The following is a 19,468-nucleotide window of genomic DNA, read 5'->3' as shown; positions in this document are numbered from 1 at the left end:
CCTATTCTTCTGCCCATTCACTTAGGTATTCCCATCGTGCCATCTTTTCTTCTAGTTTACTTTCAGTCTGTGAAACCTCCGTTTGCAACTCCTGCAAGCGAGTAAAATCATCTCCTTGATGATTCATTTCTTCTTGAAGTTGGTCGATCTTTTCTTCAAGTACAGCGATCTCATCTTCAATCGTTTCCCATTCTTTTTGTTCCATATAAGAAAGCTTCTTTTTCGTTGCCGCTTCTTTTACTGGTTCTATTTTTCTTTTTGTTTTGTCACTTGTTTGCTCTGCTTCTTTTTGTTTGCTCAAGTAGCTCGACATATTTCCATAATATAATTCTTGTTTTGCATCTCCTTGGAACACCAACAGTTTTTCTGCAACTTTATCTAAGAAATAACGGTCATGGGAAACTGTGATCACAGCTCCTGGGAAACTTCTAAAATAATCTTCTAAAATCGTTAAAGTCGCAATATCCAAATCATTCGTTGGTTCATCTAAAAGCAACACATTCGGTTGTTGGATCAATAATTTCAACAAATACAAGCGACGTTTTTCGCCACCAGAAAGTTTCTTGATCAACGTTCCATGCATAAATCGTGGAAACAAAAATCGTTCGAGTAATTCTGCTACACCGATCTGCGTACCATCCGCCGTTTGTGCTTCCTCTGCCGCTTCCTGTAAATAAGCAATCATCCGTTTTTCAGGATTCATTTCTTCATTTTCCTGCGTGTAGTAAGCGAAACGTACTGTTTCTCCCACCGACAGTGTTCCTTTGTCTAATGGGATACGGCCTGCTAAGATATTCAGTAATGTTGATTTTCCAGCACCGTTTTTCCCAGTGATCCCTAGTCGTTCCTTTGATTGGATCAATAACTCAAAATGATCCAATAGCTGTTTGCCATCAATAGAATAGCTACCGTCTTTTATTTCTAATACTTTTTTCCCTAAACGTTTTGTTGCGATATTCAACTCAAGATCTTCTTCGTGATTCACTTGATAGAGATTTTCTTTGAGGTCCTCAAATCGATTGATCCGCGCCTGCTGTTTTGTTCCCCTTGCTTGTACTCCAGCACGCATCCAAGCTAATTCCTGTTTGTAAAGACGTTTTCGTTTTTCTTCCTGCTCAACTTCCACACGATCTCTTTCTGCCTTTTCTAGTACATAGGCTTCATAATTCCCTTTGTATTCATGGAGTTTTCCAAACGCAAGTTCAAAGATTCGATTTGTCACGCGGTCTAGGAAATAACGATCATGTGTGACCATCAGCAATGCGCCGCGGTATTGTCTAAGATAATTTTCTAACCATTCGATTGCTTCATAATCAAGATGGTTCGTTGGTTCATCTAATAATAATAAATCAGGTTCATCGATTAACACTTGAGCTAAACTTACGCGTTTCTTTTGCCCACCAGAAAGTTCACCGATTTTTTTCTCTAATTCACTGATGCCTAATTTCTGTAAAATGATTTTAGCATTTGTATCAGTCGTCCAAGCATCTTCTTTGTTCATCTGTTCTTCGGCTTTTGAGTAACGTTTTTGGATTGCTGGATCATCCCCATTTGCAGACAGAGCAATCAGCGCCTCTTCGTATTCTCTTACTACACGAATCATCGGGCTATCCCCTTGAAAAACAGCTTGTAGCACCGTCAATCCTTCATCAAATGCTGATGCTTGCGAAAGATAACCAATGCGGTAATCATTCGGATAAAAAACAGTCTGACGATCTCCGTCACCTGTATCGATTCCCGCTAAAATATTTAATAGACTTGTTTTCCCAGTCCCATTTGTCCCAATCAGACCAATACGATCTTTTTCATGGATCAAAAACGAGATTCCATCGAACAAATCTTTTTCTCCATAAGTTTTTTTGAGGTCAGTTACTTTTAATTCTTTCAATACATTCCCTCCTCGTCTTGGACATTGTATCATAAACAATTTGTTTTTAGATATGTTTTTCTAATAAAAAGGAGCGGTCGAGACAGAAATATTTCACGCCAAGAAATAAAAAAGGATTCATGGAAATCGCTTTTCAAGTATTTTTGAATTTCCATTTATTTTCCGATGGAGTAGCTTTTTACTCTTCCAATTTTGTCTAAATCGTAGTATAAAAAACAGCGGATAGCCGAAAGAAAGTTTTCAACTATTCGCTGCTAATCAACGGATTCATTTTTCATTACTATCGTTCATTTCTGCTTCAGATAAAGGTTTTCTCCTCTTTCTTAAAGCAAATCTAAACGAAAAATTATCGGTTGGTTTATTCATTGTATAGGATTCTAATAAGTTGATATTTTTACGGTAAATGTTCGCAGAAAATGTCGTTATCTTTTCTGCTTCTTCATACTCATCAACGATTTTACGTTCAAGGTAATAGCCTCGCAGCATCCTTTTTGAAAACAGACTATCTTGTTGGATCAGCCACGCTGAAATAAGATTTCCTGAAACCATTTTGATTCCTTGGATTTTTCTTTGTTGAATAAAAAAATCAACCATTGTTTCATCGTAAACATCTGTTAAGTTTTCTAAACTTTCAATGATCAATTGTGTATTTTTTTGATAGGTATTTCGGATTTCCTGTATATCTTTTTCTGAAATAAATGTTTGTCGATCAGAATGGCGTCGTTCCCAGAACATCTTAGGATGCAAAATGATCCGGATCAATCGACGAACGAAGATAAACCAAAAACCGATGAATGAGAGAAATTGACTAGTAATCGAGTGCTCGAAGTTCGAAAGAAAACGAGAATAAAAACGATAGCCATTAGCAGAAAGCTTCCCTGAACGAAAACTTTCATCTAATCCGTCACGTTCGATCGATAGTATGAGTGCTTGGATCTCCTGTACTTCTTGTTTCTCATCGTCAGAAAGATCTGCTAAATATAAATCACGAATCCGTTCCTGATAGTTTTCAATCACCGCATCTGTCGCTAAAAATTCTTTGGAATCCTTGTCTAATTGTTTCATTTCAGATTTCAATATGGCAACAACTTCTTCTAAGATCATCAATGCATTCAGATCCGTGCTTTTCGCTTCTTCTGTCTCAGTCAACATTGGTAACACAACGATACCCACGATCAGAGTAACCAAGATCACTCCGGCGGTCAAAAACAAAAGTAACGATCGTTGGTAGAACATCATGTTATTGATCGAAAAAGGCAGGATAAAGATCGTTGCTAAACTCACTGTTCCTTTTACTCCACCAAACGTCAAGATCAATATTTCATTCAACTGTTTTTTACAATTTTCAAAACCATCTTTGAAGATATAAAAGAGGCTGATCGATACAAAACGGATCACAAACAAGATAACAGAAATCAACAAAATCGTTGCTAAGAGCAAGCCGTTTGGATAGACACCATCTCCCCAAACAGGTGAAAAGACTTGTGTAAGTTCGATCCCTAGAAAAATGAACACTAACGCATTAAGGGTAAAAGCAATCGTTGTCCATGTACTATTGGATAAACTCGATAATTCTGCATCAAACACCGTGATTTTTCTAAAACCGGAAGCCTGTAGTATTCCGGCTGCCACTGCGGCAATAATTCCTGAAACATCAAATACTTCTGCTAAAACATACGCTAAAAATGGCAATAACAATTCAATCAATAAATAGCCTGTGACATCCCTAGCCGAAGCTTTCTCAATCAAGTTGATGACTTTTCTTTTGACCCACACAAGTAAGAAACCTACAACTGCTCCGCCTATACTTGAGATCACTAAACTAAATCCAGCATGGACTGCTGAAAATGACCCGGTGATCAAAGCAGCTAACGCAAATTGAAACGCGGTAACGCCAGATGCGTCATTCAGCAATCCTTCGCCTTCCAAAATGTGCATCGCCTTTTTAGGGATATTTACTCGTCCAGACAATGAACTGACTGCTACAGCATCGGTCGGACCGAGTGCTGCGCCAAAAGCAAAACAAGCGGCAATCGGGACACTTGGTAATAGAAAAGATAAGGTCACTCCAACTCCGATCAGTGTCAAAATCACACCACCGAAAGCTAAAAACAAAATCGTATCGAAGTTTTTAAGTATCGAGGAGATATCTGCTTTTTCACCTTCTCTAAATAGCAACGGGGCAATGATCATGACCAGAAATAATTCCGGTTCAAAATTGATGGATTGCCCCCATTTAGTCAAGCCTAAGACAATTCCTAGTAATATTTGTATCAGTGGAGCTGGAATCATTGGTAAGATGCGGCTAGCTATATTAGATAGCGTAATCGTTACTGCAAATACAATAACTAACTCTGCAAATTCCATGGTCCATCCCCTTTATTTTTTATTTTGAGCAAGTACCTTCAGAAATTGTTCTTTCTTTTTCAATATTTTATTTTCTACCGCTTCGACTTGAATCGCATTTCCTTCCAGTTCACACTGTACGCGTTTGGATTCCAAACGCAATAGATCATGTTTCAAGCGCTCTAACTGGCGGTACATGAGTATATTTCTTTTACGTAGCTTACAAAGAATTTGACGACGATCTTCCATTGAAAACACGCCGTAACGATCATACAACAATTTTTTTTGTTGTTCAAAACTCTCTCTCATTTTTAAGATCTCCTATATACAAACTTTTACCATTATAACAAAAGCTAGTGTAAATGAAAAACAACCAAGTTTCTCTTAAACTATTCTATACTTTTAGCTGTTCATAAGTTTGCTTCAATTTCCGAAGCTTATTCTATTCCAAAAAACATAAAATAGCAAGTACAGAAAAAAAGCCAAGAAAATGGACATTTATACGCGACTGTCCTCCCCTTCTTGGCTTATGATCGTCCGGCTTACATGACGGATCTATTCAAAAAATTCTCCATAAACATCGTCTACTCGTTGCTCTGGATTGATTACGATATAAAGATTGCCTGTTTTTTCACTGATTTTTGTTGATTGATATTGATTATCTAGACCTTCTGTTCCTTTATCAAGGTATGGGAAATAAACAAGGTCTGGCGTACCATTACGGTATAGGATTTCCATGCGTTCGATATCTTCATATTTCAATGCGCGATTGAACATTCCCATCTCAAGTCCGCCCAAATTGATATCATGCGTTGCCACTGAATCCCCTTCATGGAAGATTTCGATTTTAAATCCAGCACATGGATGGATCTCCATGAACTCACTGCCGTTGATCCGACCAAAGCTAGTTGTAATTTGTTTGATCCACAAGTCCCCGATATGACGACGGTTGATTGTCCAAGTTTCGCCGTTTCGGAAATAAAATTTTAGCGCTGTCATTTCTTTACTCATTAAAAAATCCCCTTTTTGACGTCATTTATTCTGGTTCATCTTTAGTTTAGCATAAACATCGCTTCATGGTCACATCTAACGTTTTTTTACCAGAAAATCCTCTACAGGAATGAGGCTGGGACAGAAGCGTTTAACTCCGAGAAATAAGAAGAAATCAACGAAAATTGCTTTTCAATTTTTGTTGATTTCGGCTTATTTAAGAAGGAGTTGCTTTTGCTCCCACCGTTTATTCGTTTTTAAAGAATGAGACAAAAGTGTTTCTTACTTTTGTCCCACACTCGTGAGCAATACCTTTGAATTGTCAGATCCCTATATTTTGCTCTTTCAAATAAACAAGTAGTTCATCTTTATCGTTAGCAACTGCTCCTGTAATAACGCCACGTTCAGCTAATTGCAACGCTTCACTTACCCATTTTCCAGGCTTTTTTTGACTTGTTTCTAACAATAGATTTCCATCAATAGAAAGTTCACTTAACGATTTGATAGGAAGCTTATCATAATTTACCATCACTTGCTGCAACTCAGGTGTTTCAGCAAAATAGCCGATCAGCTCCTCTACGTTCAAAGCGGATTCTCTTCCCAAACGATATAAATCAAGTGCTTCTAAAGAGTGCTGTTTACGTTGTTTCAATCCATATACTAATAACTGGACCTCTTTGATCATCTGATTGGAACATTTCCATTGTTTTAAAAATGAACGGATTTCTTTTTCTTCAAGACCTAATTGATCGATCAGCAATGTCCATGCCTGACTTTCTGTTCTCAACGGTTTTTTAGGTAAATCAGCGAAACGCAATAATGCTTCCCCAAATTCCTTCAATCCTGGACAATAAACGTAGCATTCTGTTTCAACAAAGGCACGAAGTCCTGCCGAACGCTCTTGTCCTAGCAACATCTTGACAAACTCGACATTGATACGTTCTACAGAGATTTTTTCTAATAGATGATGGTTTTCTTGGATTGCTAGCGCCGTCTCTGCCTCAAGTTCGAATCCTAACTGGCTAACAAATCTCAAGCCACGCATCATGCGCAACGCATCTTCATGGAATCGTTCATGGGGGTTTCCCACAGCTCGAAGGACCTGGTTCTCTAAATCAGATAGTCCGTCAAACAGATCAATGATTTGTCCATCTTCCTTTAAAGCAAATGCATTGATGGTAAAATCCCGTCGCTTGAGATCTTCTTCCAATGAACGGACAAATTCAACACTATCAGGTCTTCTATAGTCCTGATACGTCGATTCCGTACGAAAGGTGGTGATTTCGTATTGCTCATCGTCAACTAGAGCCAACACTGTGCCATGTTCGATACCAATATCGATTGTTTTCGGGAAAAGTTGTTTGATTTCTTCTGGAAATGCGCTTGTAGCGATATCCACATCATGAATGTTTTGTTTCAAAAGGGTATCTCTGACACTTCCTCCCACAAAATATGCTTCAAAACCTGCATTCTCTAGTTTTTTCAATACTGGGATGGCTTTTTCATACTCCTGTGGTAATTCTTTTAATTTCATCATTTTCCCTCTTCCGTGTCTCTTATTTCTCTTCATTTCGTTCAAATCGATCATGATCTCGCTGATTGAATTTCGCCATATTCTTTTCAAAGATCTCTGTTAGATCTATTTCTAAAGAATTCGCCATGATCATCGTCACAAATAATACATCTCCTAATTCTTCCGCAACAGAATTGTCAGGTTCAGAGGCCTTTTTACTTTTTTCTCCATATGTATGGTTCACTTCTCGTGCTAGTTCGCCTACTTCTTCGGTTAATCGAGCCATCTGCGCCAGCGGTGAAAAATAGCCCACCTTGAATTGTTGGATATAGTCATCTACTTCTTTTTGCATACTTTTTAATGAACGTTCGTCACTCATCAGTTTCACCTCACACACTATCTTACCAAAATTTTCTGCCAAATCCTAGGCAAGAGCAATTGTGAAAATGAATATTCCATGCTACATTATGTAAGGAAATGTAAAAAGTTGAAATATTTTGAAAAATTAATCATTTGAAAGTAGGGATTTGATGACTTCATTAAAAACAATCAAAGAGATAGTGCTTATCATTATCGGGACAAGCATCTATGCTTTTGGTTTAGTTTATTTGAATATCGCTAATCAATTAGCAGAAGGCGGTGTATCAGGTATCACCTTGATACTTAAAGCACTTTTTGGGATTGACCCCGCCTATTCTACCTTATTTATCAATATACCGTTGATCCTTATCGGTGGTAAGATCCTCGGTAAACGTTCCTTGGCTTACACCGTCTTAGGTACGCTCTCACTGTCTGCATTTCTTTGGATCTGGCAACGTGTACCTTTACAGATCAATCTACAACATGATCTGCTGATCGTATCGTTACTTGCTGGATTAGTTGCTGGTATCGGTAGCGGTCTCGTTTATCGGATGGGTGGAACAACCGGTGGTAGTGACATCATCGCACGGATCTTAGAGAAAAATTATGGCATCTCCATGGGGCGTTCGCTGTTGGCGCTAGATGTCATTGTCCTACTTGCTTCCCTTTCTTATATTGATCTAAAACGAATGATGTACACCTTGATCGTCTCTTACGTATTTAGTCGAGTCATTGATTCGATTTTAGACGGTGGCTACGCTGCTAAGGGAATCTTGGTCGTATCGAATAAAAATGAAGAGATTGCGCCACTCCTTATGACTGGTTTAGAACGCGGTGTGACGTTTTTATCTGGTGAAGGTGGTTTTTCTGGACAGTCGAAGAAAATCATCTACATCGTCGTTAGTTCAAGTGAAATAACCGAAGTGAAGCGAATCATCCATGATATTGATGAAAAAGCATTTGTTTCTGTGATCAACGTCCATGAAGTAGAAGGAGAAGGGTTCACTTATCTTAAACCTCAAACAAAATTGTTGAAGCGATTATAATAACCAAACTGCCTGATTTCGCCATCAAAATAACCCCGTATTTCCTGACTTTGGAAATACGGGGTTTTAAAATACTTTTTTACGCCTTGTTACGGACGTTCTCGTGTATGCTCGCTCATTTCCGAACTATTTTTGAGAATGAGCCGATTGACCTCATCTGACAATGCAAGAAATGCATCTTTGTCTTTTTTTTCTAATGCTTGATCGATTTGTGCATAGAGCATCTTCAACCGTACTTCTTGCTCTTTTTCTTTAAAGTAATGTTCGATCAATTCTGCATCTTCTTCACTGATCGAATCATCCCATGAAGCAAAAGGATTATCCTCCAATATCATTAAATACTCTCGTGTTTGCCACGCATTCTCAAATAAGCATTCTACATATAATGGTCTTTTCCAATTCAAACGGATCTCATGAAAAATTTGATCTGTATCGGTAAATTCTTTTCCTTCCAAAAACAGCTTCATTGGTTCCCCATCGAAAGACAGATCACTAATCTGTAAGCCGCGGTTTGCTTGGTTGGCTCCCTCCACGAAGTGAACATTACTCAATATCGCTTCATGGTTTGCTAAATAATTTAAGATCCAAAAAACTTCCCTTCGACTAAAAGAGACGTGATTCACCATCCAAGTCAAAAAATTCTTTTTTTCTCTTACATCTATCAGCATCTTTCTCACCTCTCTGCTAGATCATCTAAGACTGACAGTGCCTCCAAATCTCCAGGTTCATGTTCTAAATAATGGGTAAGTAATTCTCGTGTTCGCTCTAGTTGTCCTTCCTCACGTAAGAAAAAGGCATACTCTTTCAGAAAGTCTGGTTCATGTTCTAGTTCATGATAAGCTTGTTCATAATGGACAGCCGCTACAGAGAAATCTTCTAGTTCATTATACGCATGGGCTAGATTCCATTCTGCATAAGGATTAGCTGTTTCCTCCATCTGGTTCACGACTTCGATCACATCTTCATATCTTTCATCATCTAGATAAAGATTACTTAACGTCAATAACGTTTCATCTTGTTTTTCCCCTAACTCAAGCGCTTCTAACAGCAGCTTCTCAGCCTTTTCTTTATCATGAAGTCGAAACGCATTCTCTGATGCCAAATGATAAAGTTCTACTTGATATGGATTTTCCTTTATTCCTTCTTCTAAAACTTTTTGAGCCTCTTCGATCAGTTCTTCTTCCTGTAATGCTTGTCCTAAATAAAGATATAAAGACTGATATTGCGGATTAACTTCTCGCAATTCTTGGAGATAATTGATGGCTTTTTCATTTTCTTTTAGTTGAAGATTTGTAAAAGCAAGTTGGAAAAGACGGTCATCTGTTCGTTCCTCTTGGAGTGCTTTCTCTAATGGTTCGATCGCCGCTTCAAATTCTCCTTGCATGCTAAGCGATTGACCCATGCGTTCTTGCATAGAGATACCAGAGATTTCATCTATGTCAGAAGATAGCAGACGTTCATAGATCATTGCTGCTTCTTTAAAACGATCAACTGAAAAATAAAGTTCTGCTAAAGCAAATTGGATCAGTGGTTCTTCTGGTAATAACACTGCTGCTTCCTTCAATTTTGCTTCACTGACCTCTGGTATACCAATTACTTGATATAAATCAGCAATCGCTAATAAAGCTTGTGGGTAATACTCACTGTCTTTAGAAATTCGTTCTAAATAATCAAACGCTTGATCGATCTCATTGTCTTCGATCGCGATCTCCGCTAATGGAATATTCAACTCGTCATTCTCAGGATATTGTACAAGTAACTGCTCATAGATTTGTTTCGCTTCTTCTAAGAAACCGAGCGCTAATAATTCTTCTCCCAATTCAGCTAATACATCTGCTGGATCTTCTTTTAGAGCCTGTGCTAGATATAGCTGTGCTTGCGTTAAGTCTTCCTCTGATAATGCTTGTAGCATCTTTTCACTATTTGTATTCATTTAATCCCTCTTATCTCATTGACAATCTTTTCGTAAGTTGCCATAGTTTTCAATAATTCTTTCTCAGTTGGTGATTGGTAACCACCTATTATACCGATTTCTTCCAAAATGAGAATTTTTTTGCTTTTTTCAGCTAATTGCAGAACATTTTCTAAATAATCCGTTTTCGATAGCTGCTCTGGCCAATCGATCGGATAATTGAGATGCTTTAACCATATAAAGAAATTTTTTAGTTGAAAAGGCATCTTTGTGATTTCCACATTCCAAACAAATTGGAAAAGCATCCCTAGTAATTTTTTCATACTAGCAGATAATAAATGCCCGTTTTCTGACAAATAAAAAGCTTGTTCAAACAGTTTACCATAATTTGTGAGTTTGTCAGCCTCTTCTTGATAAAAATAGATCATTTCTTCTAGCATCCCAGTAAATGGCCGATGGTATAACTGCTGCGTAGTTGGATAATTTTTATATAATGTCTGTAAAAATGAGTGGTCGCATAGGATCCCACAAAAAACAAAAGTCAAAAAATCGATTTGTTTGCCACTGATTTGTTTTTCACTGATGGTTTGATCGTAGACGATTCGTTCTGGGAGGGTCTGCGTTTGAAGAACAACTTGGTTAGGCAGCTGCAAAATGATTCGCTCTGGTGTCAATGCCCGAGCCATCGAGCGAATAGATACTGGAATAAGCCATAGCTTCGATTCCAGCGGTGTATGTTTTTGAAAAAAGCCAGCCAAGTCCATGATCCCTTCGTTTCCAAAACCAATAATGAGGAATGCTTCATTTTCAGGATAACGTTTGGCAAAAGTAAGTAGATTGCTTAATTCGATCAAATGATTGCATTGCGTGTTTGCACAGATGTACCAATCAATCTTACGAGGATTCGCAAACAACTGATTGATTTTATCAGCAAATAAGTCATAATACCGCTGATTCGTCAAAAACAGCACAGATTGCTCGATCTTCAGAGACTTTAACTGACTAACTAAAGTTTCTGCATAAAAGATTTTAGCCGTTTCACCATGCAACTCATAATCCAATTCCATGTGCACCCCTCCTTTCCCTTATTTTACCATTAGTAAGTAAAAACGAAAAAGGATAAGATATGTATAAAGGTTGTGAAAAGGCTGTTCTGCATCAAGCAATAAGAATGAACAGAGAAAAACAGCTTCTCATGTTTTTAATCTGTTTAGGCTTATTGTTGAAGATGCAAGCCTTTGAACACCGTGGATAAAGGTTGTGAAAGAAGCGCACAGCTCCGAGCAAATAAGAACTAGATTTCTAAAATAGCTTCTCATATTTTGGAAATCTAGAGCTTATTGCTGAGGAGTTGCTTCTTGAACACCGTGGATAAGGTTGTGAAAAGACCGTTCAGCTCCGCTGACAATAAGAATGGATTTTTTCAAAACAGCTCTCCATGTTTTGAAAAATCCAGACTTATTTCAAGGAGTTGGTCTTTGAACACCGTGGAATAGGTTGTGAAAAGACCGTTCAGCTCCGCCGACAATAAGAATGGATTTTTTCGAAACAGCTTCCCATGTTTTGAAAAATTCAGACTTATTTCAAGGAGTTGGTCTTTGAACACCGTGGAATAGGTTGTGAAAAGAGCGTCTTGACCTGAGCAATAAGGAAGAAAATCTCGAAATAGCTTTCCATATTTTGAGATTTTTTGATTTATTGTTGAAGGTCAGCACTTTGAACACTATGGGCTAAGTTGTAAAAAGACCCGCTCCACGAAACTTTGCTAGTTCCTACAACTCACGAGAGCGAACGAGGAGCCTTTCTCATTTTTATGCTTAAGCCCCACGTCATGTATAAAGAAAAGCACCTGTAGCAGGAGAGCTACAAGTGCTTTTTAGCTGTCTTATTTAACAGCATCTTTCAATGCTTTACCTGGTTTGAATGCAGGTACTTTGCTAGCTGGGATTTCGATTTCTTCACCAGTTTGTGGGTTACGTCCTTTACGAGCTGCGCGTTCGCGAACTTCAAAGTTACCAAAACCGATTAATTGAACTTTTTCGCCGTTAGCTAAAGCATCTTGAATAGTTGAAAATACAGCATCTACTGCTGCAGTTGCATCTTTTTTAGTTAAGTCAGTAGCTGAAGCAACTTTTTCGATTAATTCTGCTTTGTTTGCCATGGATAGATTCACCTCCTCCACAAGAGATATGATGTAAAACATCAGTTTAGTTAAAAACATTCTGAGTGGTCCAGAAGTTTAAAAGAAATATTGATCAAGTTCAATATTCTGTTATCACGATATCATATGAACCGCTTAATAGCAAGGTTTTTACCAATTTTCACATGCTTTTTTTAGTCATGAAAACGTAATATTTAAAACCAACTATTTTTTTTGAAAAATTCTACTTGATGTGTTAAAATGCCTATTTTCTTCTTCTAGGAATGATGCGAATCGATGTCCCTTCAAAGGTAAATGCTTTTCGAATTTGGTTTTCTAAGAAACGTTCATAAGAAAAGTGCATCAACTCTTCTTCATTGACAAAAACAACGAAGGTCGGTGGCTTAACAGCTACTTGAGTTGCATAGAAGATTTTTAAACGTTTTCCTTTATCCGTTGGTGTCGGATTGATGGCCACTGCATCCATGATGATATCATTAAGAACAGCAGATGATACCCGTAAGTTTTGATTCATGCTCACATCTTCAATCATTTCAGGCAAACGTTCAAGCCGTTGCTTTGTGACTGCAGAAACAAAAACGATCGGTGCATAATCGAGATAGCGGAATTCTTCGCGGATTTCTTGTTCAAAATCACGCATCGTATTCGTTTCTTTCTCGACAAGATCCCATTTATTTACCACAATGATCACACCACGGCCAGCTTCATGAGCATAGCCCGCTACTCGTTTATCTTGTTCGCGGATTCCTTCTTCTGCGTTCAATACCATCAAAACAATATCAGAACGATCGATGGCACGCATCGCACGCATCACACTGTATTTCTCAGTATTTTCGTAGACTTTGCCGCGCTTTCTCATTCCAGCGGTATCGATCATCAAGAATTTTTGACCATTTTCTGATACAAAGTGCGTATCGATTGCATCACGTGTAGTTCCTTCAATATCAGAAACAATGACACGATCTTCTCCCAAGATTGCATTGATCAAAGAAGATTTACCGACGTTTGGACGACCAATCAGACTAAACTTGATCGTATCATCATCTTCCTCTTCATTCTCATCAGAAAAGAATTTCACTGCCTCATCCAAGATATCACCAATACCTAATCCATGGCTCCCAGATACTGGGTATGGATCGCCTAACCCTAATGAGTAGAACTCATAGATATCATTTCTCATTTCAGGATTATCTACTTTGTTAACAGCTAATATCACTGGTTTGTTACTACGATATAATATTTTTGCAACGACCTCATCCGCATCAGTGACACCTTCACGTCCACTAACCACACAGATGATCACATCCGCTTCTTCGATGGCGATCTCAGCTTGGTGTTTGATCTGATCCATAAATGGTTCATCACCTAAATCGATCCCACCTGTATCGATCACGCTAAACTCACGATCTAACCATTCACCTTTTGCGTAAATGCGATCGCGAGTTACTCCAGGAGTATCTTCGACAATCGAGATACGCTCACCAGCGATGCGGTTAAAAATCGTAGACTTACCGACGTTCGGGCGGCCAACGATTGCAATTGTTGGATTTGCCATAGTTATTTCCTCCTCACAAGTTTCCAATCTTATTCAGTTTAACGAATGTCTCACTAACTTTCAAGCATAGACTGACAAATAAACAAAGTATTTATCTTCCTTTCAGGCAAAAACAGCTTTTTGATCGTAAAACCTGTCCTATTTGAAAGTTACAATCAAAAAAAGTCTATTCTAGCCTACTATACTAAAAAGTTCTCTCGAAGTTACGGATTCATATTTACTATTTCCGCTACTTCCCCCTAACTTCAAACAACCATCAAAAACAAAAAACGAATCAAAAACCTTTTTAAGATTTTCGATCCGCTTGCTTTTGATTTTACCAAACGATACGATTATTTTTCTGAATCGTCTGATGTGTTTCCTTCTACTTCTTCTTTTAATGCATCCCCTAAAAGATCTCCCATTGTAAATCCAGTGTTTTCTTCTGGCAATTCATAAGATTCTACATCTTTAGGTTCTTCTTCAGAAGCTGGTTTTTCTTCTAAAGCTTTGATGCTAAGAGCAATACGATGCTCTTCAGGATTTACTTCTAGCACTTTCACTTTCACATCATCGCCTTCATGAAGAACTTCATGAGGTGTAGCGATATGTTTGTGTGAGATTTGAGAAATGTGAACAAGTCCTTCTACCCCAGGGAATACTTCCACAAAGGCACCAAAACTTGTCAAACGCTTCACTTTACCGTCTAAGACTGATCCAGCTGGCGCTTTTTCTTCGATATCTGACCAAGGTCCAGGCAACGTATCTTTGATTGATAATGATACACGTTCCTGTTCTGGGTTGATAGATAGTACTTTCACTGTTACTTCATCGCCTACAGCTAAGACATCACTTGGTTTAGCAACATGGCTATGAGAAATCTCAGATACATGGACTAGTCCATCGATTCCGCCTAAGTCAACGAAAGCACCAAAATCAGTAAGACGTGCTACACGACCATCGATCGTGTCGCCTTCATGAATATTTGCTAAAACTGCTTTTTTCTTCTCTTCTTTTTCAGTTTCGACAACTGCTTTATGTGAAAGGATCAAGCGATTTTCTGAAGGTTCGATTTCAACGATTTTGAACGTCAACGTTTGCCCTTTGTATTCTGAAAAATCAGCAACAAAATGGTCTTCCACCATTGAAGCTGGTACAAAGCCACGAACGCCTACATCAACGACCAATCCGCCTTTCACGACGTTTGTCACTGGTGCTTCGATCACATTTCCAGCTTGGAAATCTTTTTCGATATCTTCCCATACTTTTTTTGCATCTAAACGACGTTTGGAAAGTAAATAGCTCCCGTTTTCTTTATCTTTGCCAATCGTACTGATAACAACTAGATCCAAGACATCTCCAACTTTTACTATATCGTTGATTTCTTCGACAGGTGAAGTTGACAACTCTTTTGCAGGAATGACGCCTTCTACTCCAGCCCCTTCGATCCCTACAACCACTTGTTTGTCTTCGATTACTAACACTTCGCCTTTGACAACATCACCGACATTTACTTCTTGGACGCTATTCATTGCATCTTCCATCGATTGATTGCTATCTGTTTGATTTTGTTCAAATTCTGTCATAACACTTGTCCTCCTAACCAACATTCTGCCGTAACCACGGTACTGCTTTAAGTTTAATTGATTATTTAAAAAAAATAAAGCGATTTCGTTTGTTTTACTCTAAAAAAAGCGGAATTTTCGTAATTTTTCATTTTTTTACAAACGATAGCCTTTTTCGTTGACTACATCTTTGATTGCTTGCACGACTTGCGGGATCGATTTACCAGTAGTATCGATTCGAACTGCATCTTCTGCTTGTTTCAATGGAGATGCTTTTCTGGTGGAATCATAATGGTCGCGTGCTTGGATCTCTTCCGTCAATGTCGCTAAATCTGTAGGGATTCCTTTTTCGAGATTCTCTTTATATCGTCGCTGTGCTCGTTCAGTGACACTGGCAACTAAAAAGATCTTCACTTCTGCCTGTGGCAATACTGAAGTTCCGATGTCACGTCCATCCATCACGACTCCTCCGTCTTTAGCAATTTGACGTTGGATCGCCACTAACGCTTCACGCAGCTTTTTATGTGCTGAAACTTCCGAAACAGCTCGAGTCACATCTGGTTGACGGATAGCTGTTGTAACATCTTCGTCTGCTACCCATACATGCTGCCCATCAATTTCTTGACTAAAAGAAATCGGATAGTGATCCAATAATTCTACTAACTTTGTTTCGTCTGAAAAAGCAATCTGATGAGTTATAGCCAGATAGGTCACTGCGCGATACATTGCTCCTGTATCAGTATAAATATAGTTGAAATCTTTTGCTAAAATTTTCGCAACAGTACTTTTTCCTGAAGAAGCAGGTCCGTCTATTGCAATACTGATTCTTGTCATTTTCTAACTCCCTTTTCTCAAAAAAGAAGGGGCTGCGACCAAAGTCACTGCGCCTTCTTTTTTTACAGTCAACAGTGCAAACAACTTCATGGATGCACTCTTTTTTTATCTACCTTCATACAAAAAGAGACTGTAGAAAAAGAGTCTTGAGTATCAGATGACTCTTTTTCTAACATGTCTCATGATTATTTAATTCGTAACTCTTGTCCTGGGTAAAGGAAGTAGTTGTTTGGATCGATCCCATTTAATTCAAACAGTTGATCGATCGTAATACCTGCACGCTCTGCAACTTGTTTAGGACCTTCACCTGATTGGACCGTTGTAGTTGAACCTGCTGGCGCAGTAGATGAAGAAGATGGTGTCGTTTCAGCCGCCGCACTACTTGAAGGTTGTACTTCCTCTTGATCTACAACAGATGAAGAAGGAGTTGCTTCTCCTTGACTAACACTGCTGCTTGAAGGAGTAGTTTCCACTACTGCTTGACTCTCAGAAGTACTTTCAGATTCTTTACTTGATTCTACAGCCGAAGATTCTTCTTTTGTGGAAGAACTTTCAACCAATGATGATGTTGTCGAAGAAGATGATGCACTTGATGCACTATTCGTTGAACCGTTTCTGATCCAGAAATAAGCTCCTGCTGGAATCGCGATACATAAAACTAATAGAACTAAAAAGAGAGACAAGAATAATGTATTGCCTTTCTTTTGTTGTCGTTGAGAACTTCTTGAAGAAAATTCATCTTCCGTATCATAGATCGGTTGTTCCCATGGTTCTTGTGTTTCGTTATTTTCTGATGATTGATGTCGATCTTTTCTGCTCACCTTGTTAACCTCCTAAATTCTTTCGTGAGTATTATACCATAGTAAGAACTCCATTGTCTTAAAAAAATGCTATCCGTTGTTTTTTTTAAACAAATTTAGTAAAATCTCCTGCCACGAGCTTTTCTGTACAATTGGTGGTGTTATTGTTTTTGCTTCTCCATATAACTCTGCTCCGTCTTTATCACAACATTGTATTGGCTTGTCGACCAATTTTTCACCAAAATAATCAAGAATCAATTCTCTTCGACAAGTTTCACTATTGATATAATGAAGCATTTGCTGTAAGCGATACTGCTTTGCTTTTTCTTGTGCCTTTAATCGATCCACCCATTGTTGCGGATCAGTCATTTTTTCAACGACCTCCAACCACTTTTGCTGTACTTCATCAAAAAATTCGTTGTTATCAAGATCATTTTCTAGATAAAATTCAAATACTTGGCGTTGCTCTCTGGACAATTGGTTAAAGAAATAATGGATACGCTCATCGTTTTTTTTGTATAACAAAATTGCTTTGCTTGGTTGCTGATCCCTGCCGGCTCGACCAATCTCTTGAACATAATTTTCTAAACTATCTGGCAGATCATAATGGACGACTGCTCGGATATCTGGTTTATCGATACCCATTCCGAAAGCATTGGTAGCAACTAGAAATTGTAATTTATTTTGACTGAACTGTAACTGCAACTGTCTCCTTTGTGAAGCATCTAATCCACCATGATAATAGCCAACTGAAAATGATCCTCGATACAATTGATACAGTCGTTCCACTTCTTTTTTAGTCGCACAATAGATGATCATTGAGCCATTCGCCTGTTTCATCAAAGTAGCTAATTCTTCATCTTTGTCTTCCGTTTTTCTGACAAATAAAGAAATATTTTTACGATTGACAGAATGTCTCACTACTTGCGGTGGCAAATCAAAAAGCACCTTTTCGATATCCTGTTGAACAACCGTTGTCGCCGTTGCCGTCAATGCGAGCGTCACGGGTGATCCTAACCGTTTACCAATCACTCCCAATTGCTGATATTCCGGACGAAAATCCACTCCCCACTGAGAAACACAATGGGCTTCATCAATGACATATAAGCCTATTTTTTGTCGTTGCAAAACATTCAGAAGCTCTTTTTGAGTCAACATCTCTGGACTTAAAAACAAAAATTTATATTCTGCTAGATGTTGCAGCACATAAGCTTTTTCTGATTTAGACAACAAACTATTGTATGCAACTACTCTTTTCTCTCCTTGCTTTTGAAGCTGTGTGACCTGATCTTCCATCAGCGATAGAAGCGGGGAAACGATGACTACTAGCCCTTCCCTCAAATAGCCAGTTAGCTGATAGCATAGACTTTTCCCATTGCCAGTTGGTAAGACAGCTAGCACATTTTGTTCTTGCAAAAGGGCTTGGATAATTTCTTCTTGACCTGGTCGAAAAGATGAAAAACCAAATCGTTTGCGTAGCTCATCGATCAGTTCCATGTTCAAGTTCTCCTTTCAATAGACCAAGTTGATAAAAGCGGAATTCTCCGTAATCTAGAGAGAACTGCGCATTTATTTCTCGATAATTCCAAGAACGGACATCATTCAACCGACTAAGAGAGTCCACTGTTTTCTTTGAAATCATCGTTGTGTAAGGAAAATCATCAAAAAAAAGCAACCATTCAATCAAGTGATCTGTTACTGTTCCTTTTTTTAGTTGACGCACAGACATCACTTGTTCAACAGAATATCCTTCTAAAATAAGCTTTCGCGTAATCAGCATACTCTGATTTAGATTCTGATCAAATAGCGGCTTGAGCAATCTAAAAAGTAAGAAGTCATTTCTTTTTTCGAGATTCTGTAACATGACATGAATTGCTTTTGCTTCGAATAACGTTGCTTGAGTTTCTTGTTTATCCGTCAATTGATAAGGTAAAAGCCCTAAGTCATGTTCTCCTGAAAATTGATTGGCTAGAAAGTCAGCCAATTCTTCTGGCATCCCAGTAAACAACGCTACGAATTCCTGATAGATTTTTTCTGATAATTCTTCTCGGTTCAACTTTGTACTAGCTAGCCATCTTTTTATTTGGAATGTATAAAACGGACTTGTTTCAATCGGTAAATAATTTGCTGTACCATTTGTCAGATTCGAGACTACTTGGACAGCAAACTTGAGGAGACGCCAGCAAGTCAAATAGGTCCTGCCATATCGATCATAGTGCACTCCTTGATAAGAAAATTCGATTTTTTCTAATTTCTTCTTCCCAAGCGTGGTGATTGATGCGTGGTTATCAATCAGAACAATCAGCTTTTCTTGCTCCAAGCGAGTAATGATCGCCAAAAATTCTTCTTGCTTCAATGTTGGAAAACTCCCATGAACCAATAAAAGATCATTCAAAAAACTATAAATCAAAACAGACGTCGTACGCTTCCCACTAATTAGTTGAAATAGGCTAGATACCCTTAGCTTGTTTCTTGATAAAAATAAAGATAAAATAAATTCAGTCATATTAATCCCCTTA

The 19,468-nt window shown here is 38.3% G+C and carries 17 protein-coding genes; 1 reads left to right on the top strand and 16 read right to left on the bottom strand.

The window, feature by feature from the left end; genetic code table 11:
• Position 1: 1 nt before the first annotated feature.
• From FGQ66_RS10385 to FGQ66_RS10360, 6 genes are all read right to left on the bottom strand, one after another.
• On the bottom strand, positions 2–1,888 hold the full coding sequence (locus tag FGQ66_RS10385) for an ABC-F family ATP-binding cassette domain-containing protein (protein ID WP_283205174.1): 1,887 nt from the start codon (positions 1,886–1,888) through the stop codon (positions 2–4).
• Positions 1,889–2,155: 267 nt separating this feature from the next.
• Positions 2,156–4,255: a cation:proton antiporter gene (locus FGQ66_RS10380; protein ID WP_138302359.1), complete on the bottom strand. Its 2,100-nt coding sequence runs from the start codon at positions 4,253–4,255 to the stop codon at positions 2,156–2,158.
• A 12-nt stretch (positions 4,256–4,267) separates the two neighbouring features.
• Positions 4,268–4,543, bottom strand: a complete 276-nt coding sequence (locus FGQ66_RS10375) for a hypothetical protein (protein WP_005878548.1) — start codon at positions 4,541–4,543, stop codon at positions 4,268–4,270.
• 246 nt (positions 4,544–4,789) lie between these two features.
• Entirely contained in the window at positions 4,790–5,245 is a 456-nt protein-coding gene (locus FGQ66_RS10370; protein WP_005878550.1) for a hypothetical protein, read from the bottom strand.
• Positions 5,246–5,546: 301 nt separating this feature from the next.
• Positions 5,547–6,758 carry a CCA tRNA nucleotidyltransferase gene (locus FGQ66_RS10365; protein ID WP_138302388.1) on the bottom strand — a complete coding sequence of 404 codons (1,212 nt, stop codon included), beginning with the start codon at positions 6,756–6,758 and terminating at the stop codon, positions 5,547–5,549.
• A 22-nt stretch (positions 6,759–6,780) separates the two neighbouring features.
• On the bottom strand, positions 6,781–7,116 hold the full coding sequence (locus FGQ66_RS10360) for a nucleotide pyrophosphohydrolase (RefSeq protein WP_005878553.1): 336 nt from the start codon (positions 7,114–7,116) through the stop codon (positions 6,781–6,783).
• 151 nt (positions 7,117–7,267) lie between these two features.
• Between FGQ66_RS10360 and FGQ66_RS10355 the strand changes: the two genes are divergently transcribed.
• The gene (locus tag FGQ66_RS10355) at positions 7,268–8,143 is read left to right on the top strand and encodes a YitT family protein (protein ID WP_005878555.1); all 876 of its coding nucleotides are present in this window, start codon (positions 7,268–7,270) and stop codon (positions 8,141–8,143) included.
• Positions 8,144–8,232: 89 nt separating this feature from the next.
• On the opposite strand, the gene FGQ66_RS10350 is transcribed toward FGQ66_RS10355, so the two are convergent.
• From FGQ66_RS10350 to FGQ66_RS10305, 10 genes are all read right to left on the bottom strand, one after another.
• On the bottom strand, positions 8,233–8,811 hold the full coding sequence (locus FGQ66_RS10350; RefSeq protein ID WP_138302358.1) for a ReoY family proteolytic degradation factor: 579 nt from the start codon (positions 8,809–8,811) through the stop codon (positions 8,233–8,235).
• 5 nt (positions 8,812–8,816) lie between these two features.
• The gene (locus FGQ66_RS10345) at positions 8,817–10,076 is read right to left on the bottom strand and encodes a tetratricopeptide repeat protein (RefSeq protein ID WP_138302357.1); all 1,260 of its coding nucleotides are present in this window, start codon (positions 10,074–10,076) and stop codon (positions 8,817–8,819) included.
• Positions 10,073–11,122 (bottom strand): hypothetical protein, encoded by a 1,050-nt coding sequence (locus FGQ66_RS10340; protein ID WP_138302356.1) that lies wholly within the window; start codon positions 11,120–11,122, stop codon positions 10,073–10,075. Before FGQ66_RS10340 ends, FGQ66_RS10345 begins: the two co-directional genes overlap by 4 nt.
• Positions 11,123–11,940: 818 nt before the next feature.
• Complete coding sequence (gene hbs / locus FGQ66_RS10335) at positions 11,941–12,216, bottom strand: non-specific DNA-binding protein Hbs (protein WP_002290178.1); 276 nt, start codon at positions 12,214–12,216, stop codon at positions 11,941–11,943.
• 244 nt (positions 12,217–12,460) lie between these two features.
• Entirely contained in the window at positions 12,461–13,771 is a 1,311-nt protein-coding gene (gene der / locus FGQ66_RS10330) for a ribosome biogenesis GTPase Der (protein ID WP_138302355.1), read from the bottom strand.
• A 332-nt stretch (positions 13,772–14,103) separates the two neighbouring features.
• Positions 14,104–15,336: a 30S ribosomal protein S1 gene (rpsA, locus tag FGQ66_RS10325; RefSeq protein ID WP_005878568.1), complete on the bottom strand. Its 1,233-nt coding sequence runs from the start codon at positions 15,334–15,336 to the stop codon at positions 14,104–14,106.
• A 135-nt stretch (positions 15,337–15,471) separates the two neighbouring features.
• Entirely contained in the window at positions 15,472–16,149 is a 678-nt protein-coding gene (gene cmk, locus FGQ66_RS10320) for a (d)CMP kinase (RefSeq protein WP_005878569.1), read from the bottom strand.
• A gap of 185 nt (positions 16,150–16,334) precedes the next feature.
• Entirely contained in the window at positions 16,335–16,970 is a 636-nt protein-coding gene (locus FGQ66_RS10315; RefSeq protein ID WP_095443803.1) for an SAG1386/EF1546 family surface-associated protein, read from the bottom strand.
• A gap of 69 nt (positions 16,971–17,039) precedes the next feature.
• The gene (locus FGQ66_RS10310) at positions 17,040–18,446 is read right to left on the bottom strand and encodes a RecQ family ATP-dependent DNA helicase (protein ID WP_005878572.1); all 1,407 of its coding nucleotides are present in this window, start codon (positions 18,444–18,446) and stop codon (positions 17,040–17,042) included.
• Positions 18,430–19,455 (bottom strand): helix-turn-helix domain-containing protein, encoded by a 1,026-nt coding sequence (locus FGQ66_RS10305; protein ID WP_016176825.1) that lies wholly within the window; start codon positions 19,453–19,455, stop codon positions 18,430–18,432. The genes FGQ66_RS10310 and FGQ66_RS10305 overlap by 17 nt, the downstream gene beginning before the upstream one ends.
• Between the last annotated feature and the right edge of the window lie 13 nt (positions 19,456–19,468).

This window comes from Enterococcus sp. BSD2780061688st2 D3, assembly GCF_005844145.1.
Classification (GTDB): Bacteria; Bacillota; Bacilli; order Lactobacillales; family Enterococcaceae; genus Enterococcus_B; species Enterococcus_B durans.
This window is presented reverse-complemented; position numbering and strand designations above follow the sequence as displayed.

Coding starts and splice junctions, on each gene's coding strand:
- FGQ66_RS10380 (WP_138302359.1), bottom strand. CDS start 4,255: ATGGAATTTGCAGAGTTAGTTATTGTATTTGCAGTAACGATTACGCTA.
- FGQ66_RS10375 (WP_005878548.1), bottom strand. CDS start 4,543: ATGAGAGAGAGTTTTGAACAACAAAAAAAATTGTTGTATGATCGTTAC.
- FGQ66_RS10370 (WP_005878550.1), bottom strand. CDS start 5,245: ATGAGTAAAGAAATGACAGCGCTAAAATTTTATTTCCGAAACGGCGAA.
- FGQ66_RS10365 (WP_138302388.1), bottom strand. CDS start 6,758: ATGAAATTAAAAGAATTACCACAGGAGTATGAAAAAGCCATCCCAGTA.
- FGQ66_RS10360 (WP_005878553.1), bottom strand. CDS start 7,116: ATGAGTGACGAACGTTCATTAAAAAGTATGCAAAAAGAAGTAGATGAC.
- FGQ66_RS10355 (WP_005878555.1), top strand. CDS start 7,268: ATGACTTCATTAAAAACAATCAAAGAGATAGTGCTTATCATTATCGGG.
- FGQ66_RS10350 (WP_138302358.1), bottom strand. CDS start 8,811: ATGCTGATAGATGTAAGAGAAAAAAAGAATTTTTTGACTTGGATGGTG.
- FGQ66_RS10345 (WP_138302357.1), bottom strand. CDS start 10,076: ATGAATACAAATAGTGAAAAGATGCTACAAGCATTATCAGAGGAAGAC.
- FGQ66_RS10340 (WP_138302356.1), bottom strand. CDS start 11,122: ATGGAATTGGATTATGAGTTGCATGGTGAAACGGCTAAAATCTTTTAT.
- hbs (WP_002290178.1), bottom strand. CDS start 12,216: ATGGCAAACAAAGCAGAATTAATCGAAAAAGTTGCTTCAGCTACTGAC.
- der (WP_138302355.1), bottom strand. CDS start 13,771: ATGGCAAATCCAACAATTGCAATCGTTGGCCGCCCGAACGTCGGTAAG.
- rpsA (WP_005878568.1), bottom strand. CDS start 15,336: ATGACAGAATTTGAACAAAATCAAACAGATAGCAATCAATCGATGGAA.
- cmk (WP_005878569.1), bottom strand. CDS start 16,149: ATGACAAGAATCAGTATTGCAATAGACGGACCTGCTTCTTCAGGAAAA.
- FGQ66_RS10310 (WP_005878572.1), bottom strand. CDS start 18,446: ATGGAACTGATCGATGAGCTACGCAAACGATTTGGTTTTTCATCTTTT.
- FGQ66_RS10305 (WP_016176825.1), bottom strand. CDS start 19,455: ATGACTGAATTTATTTTATCTTTATTTTTATCAAGAAACAAGCTAAGG.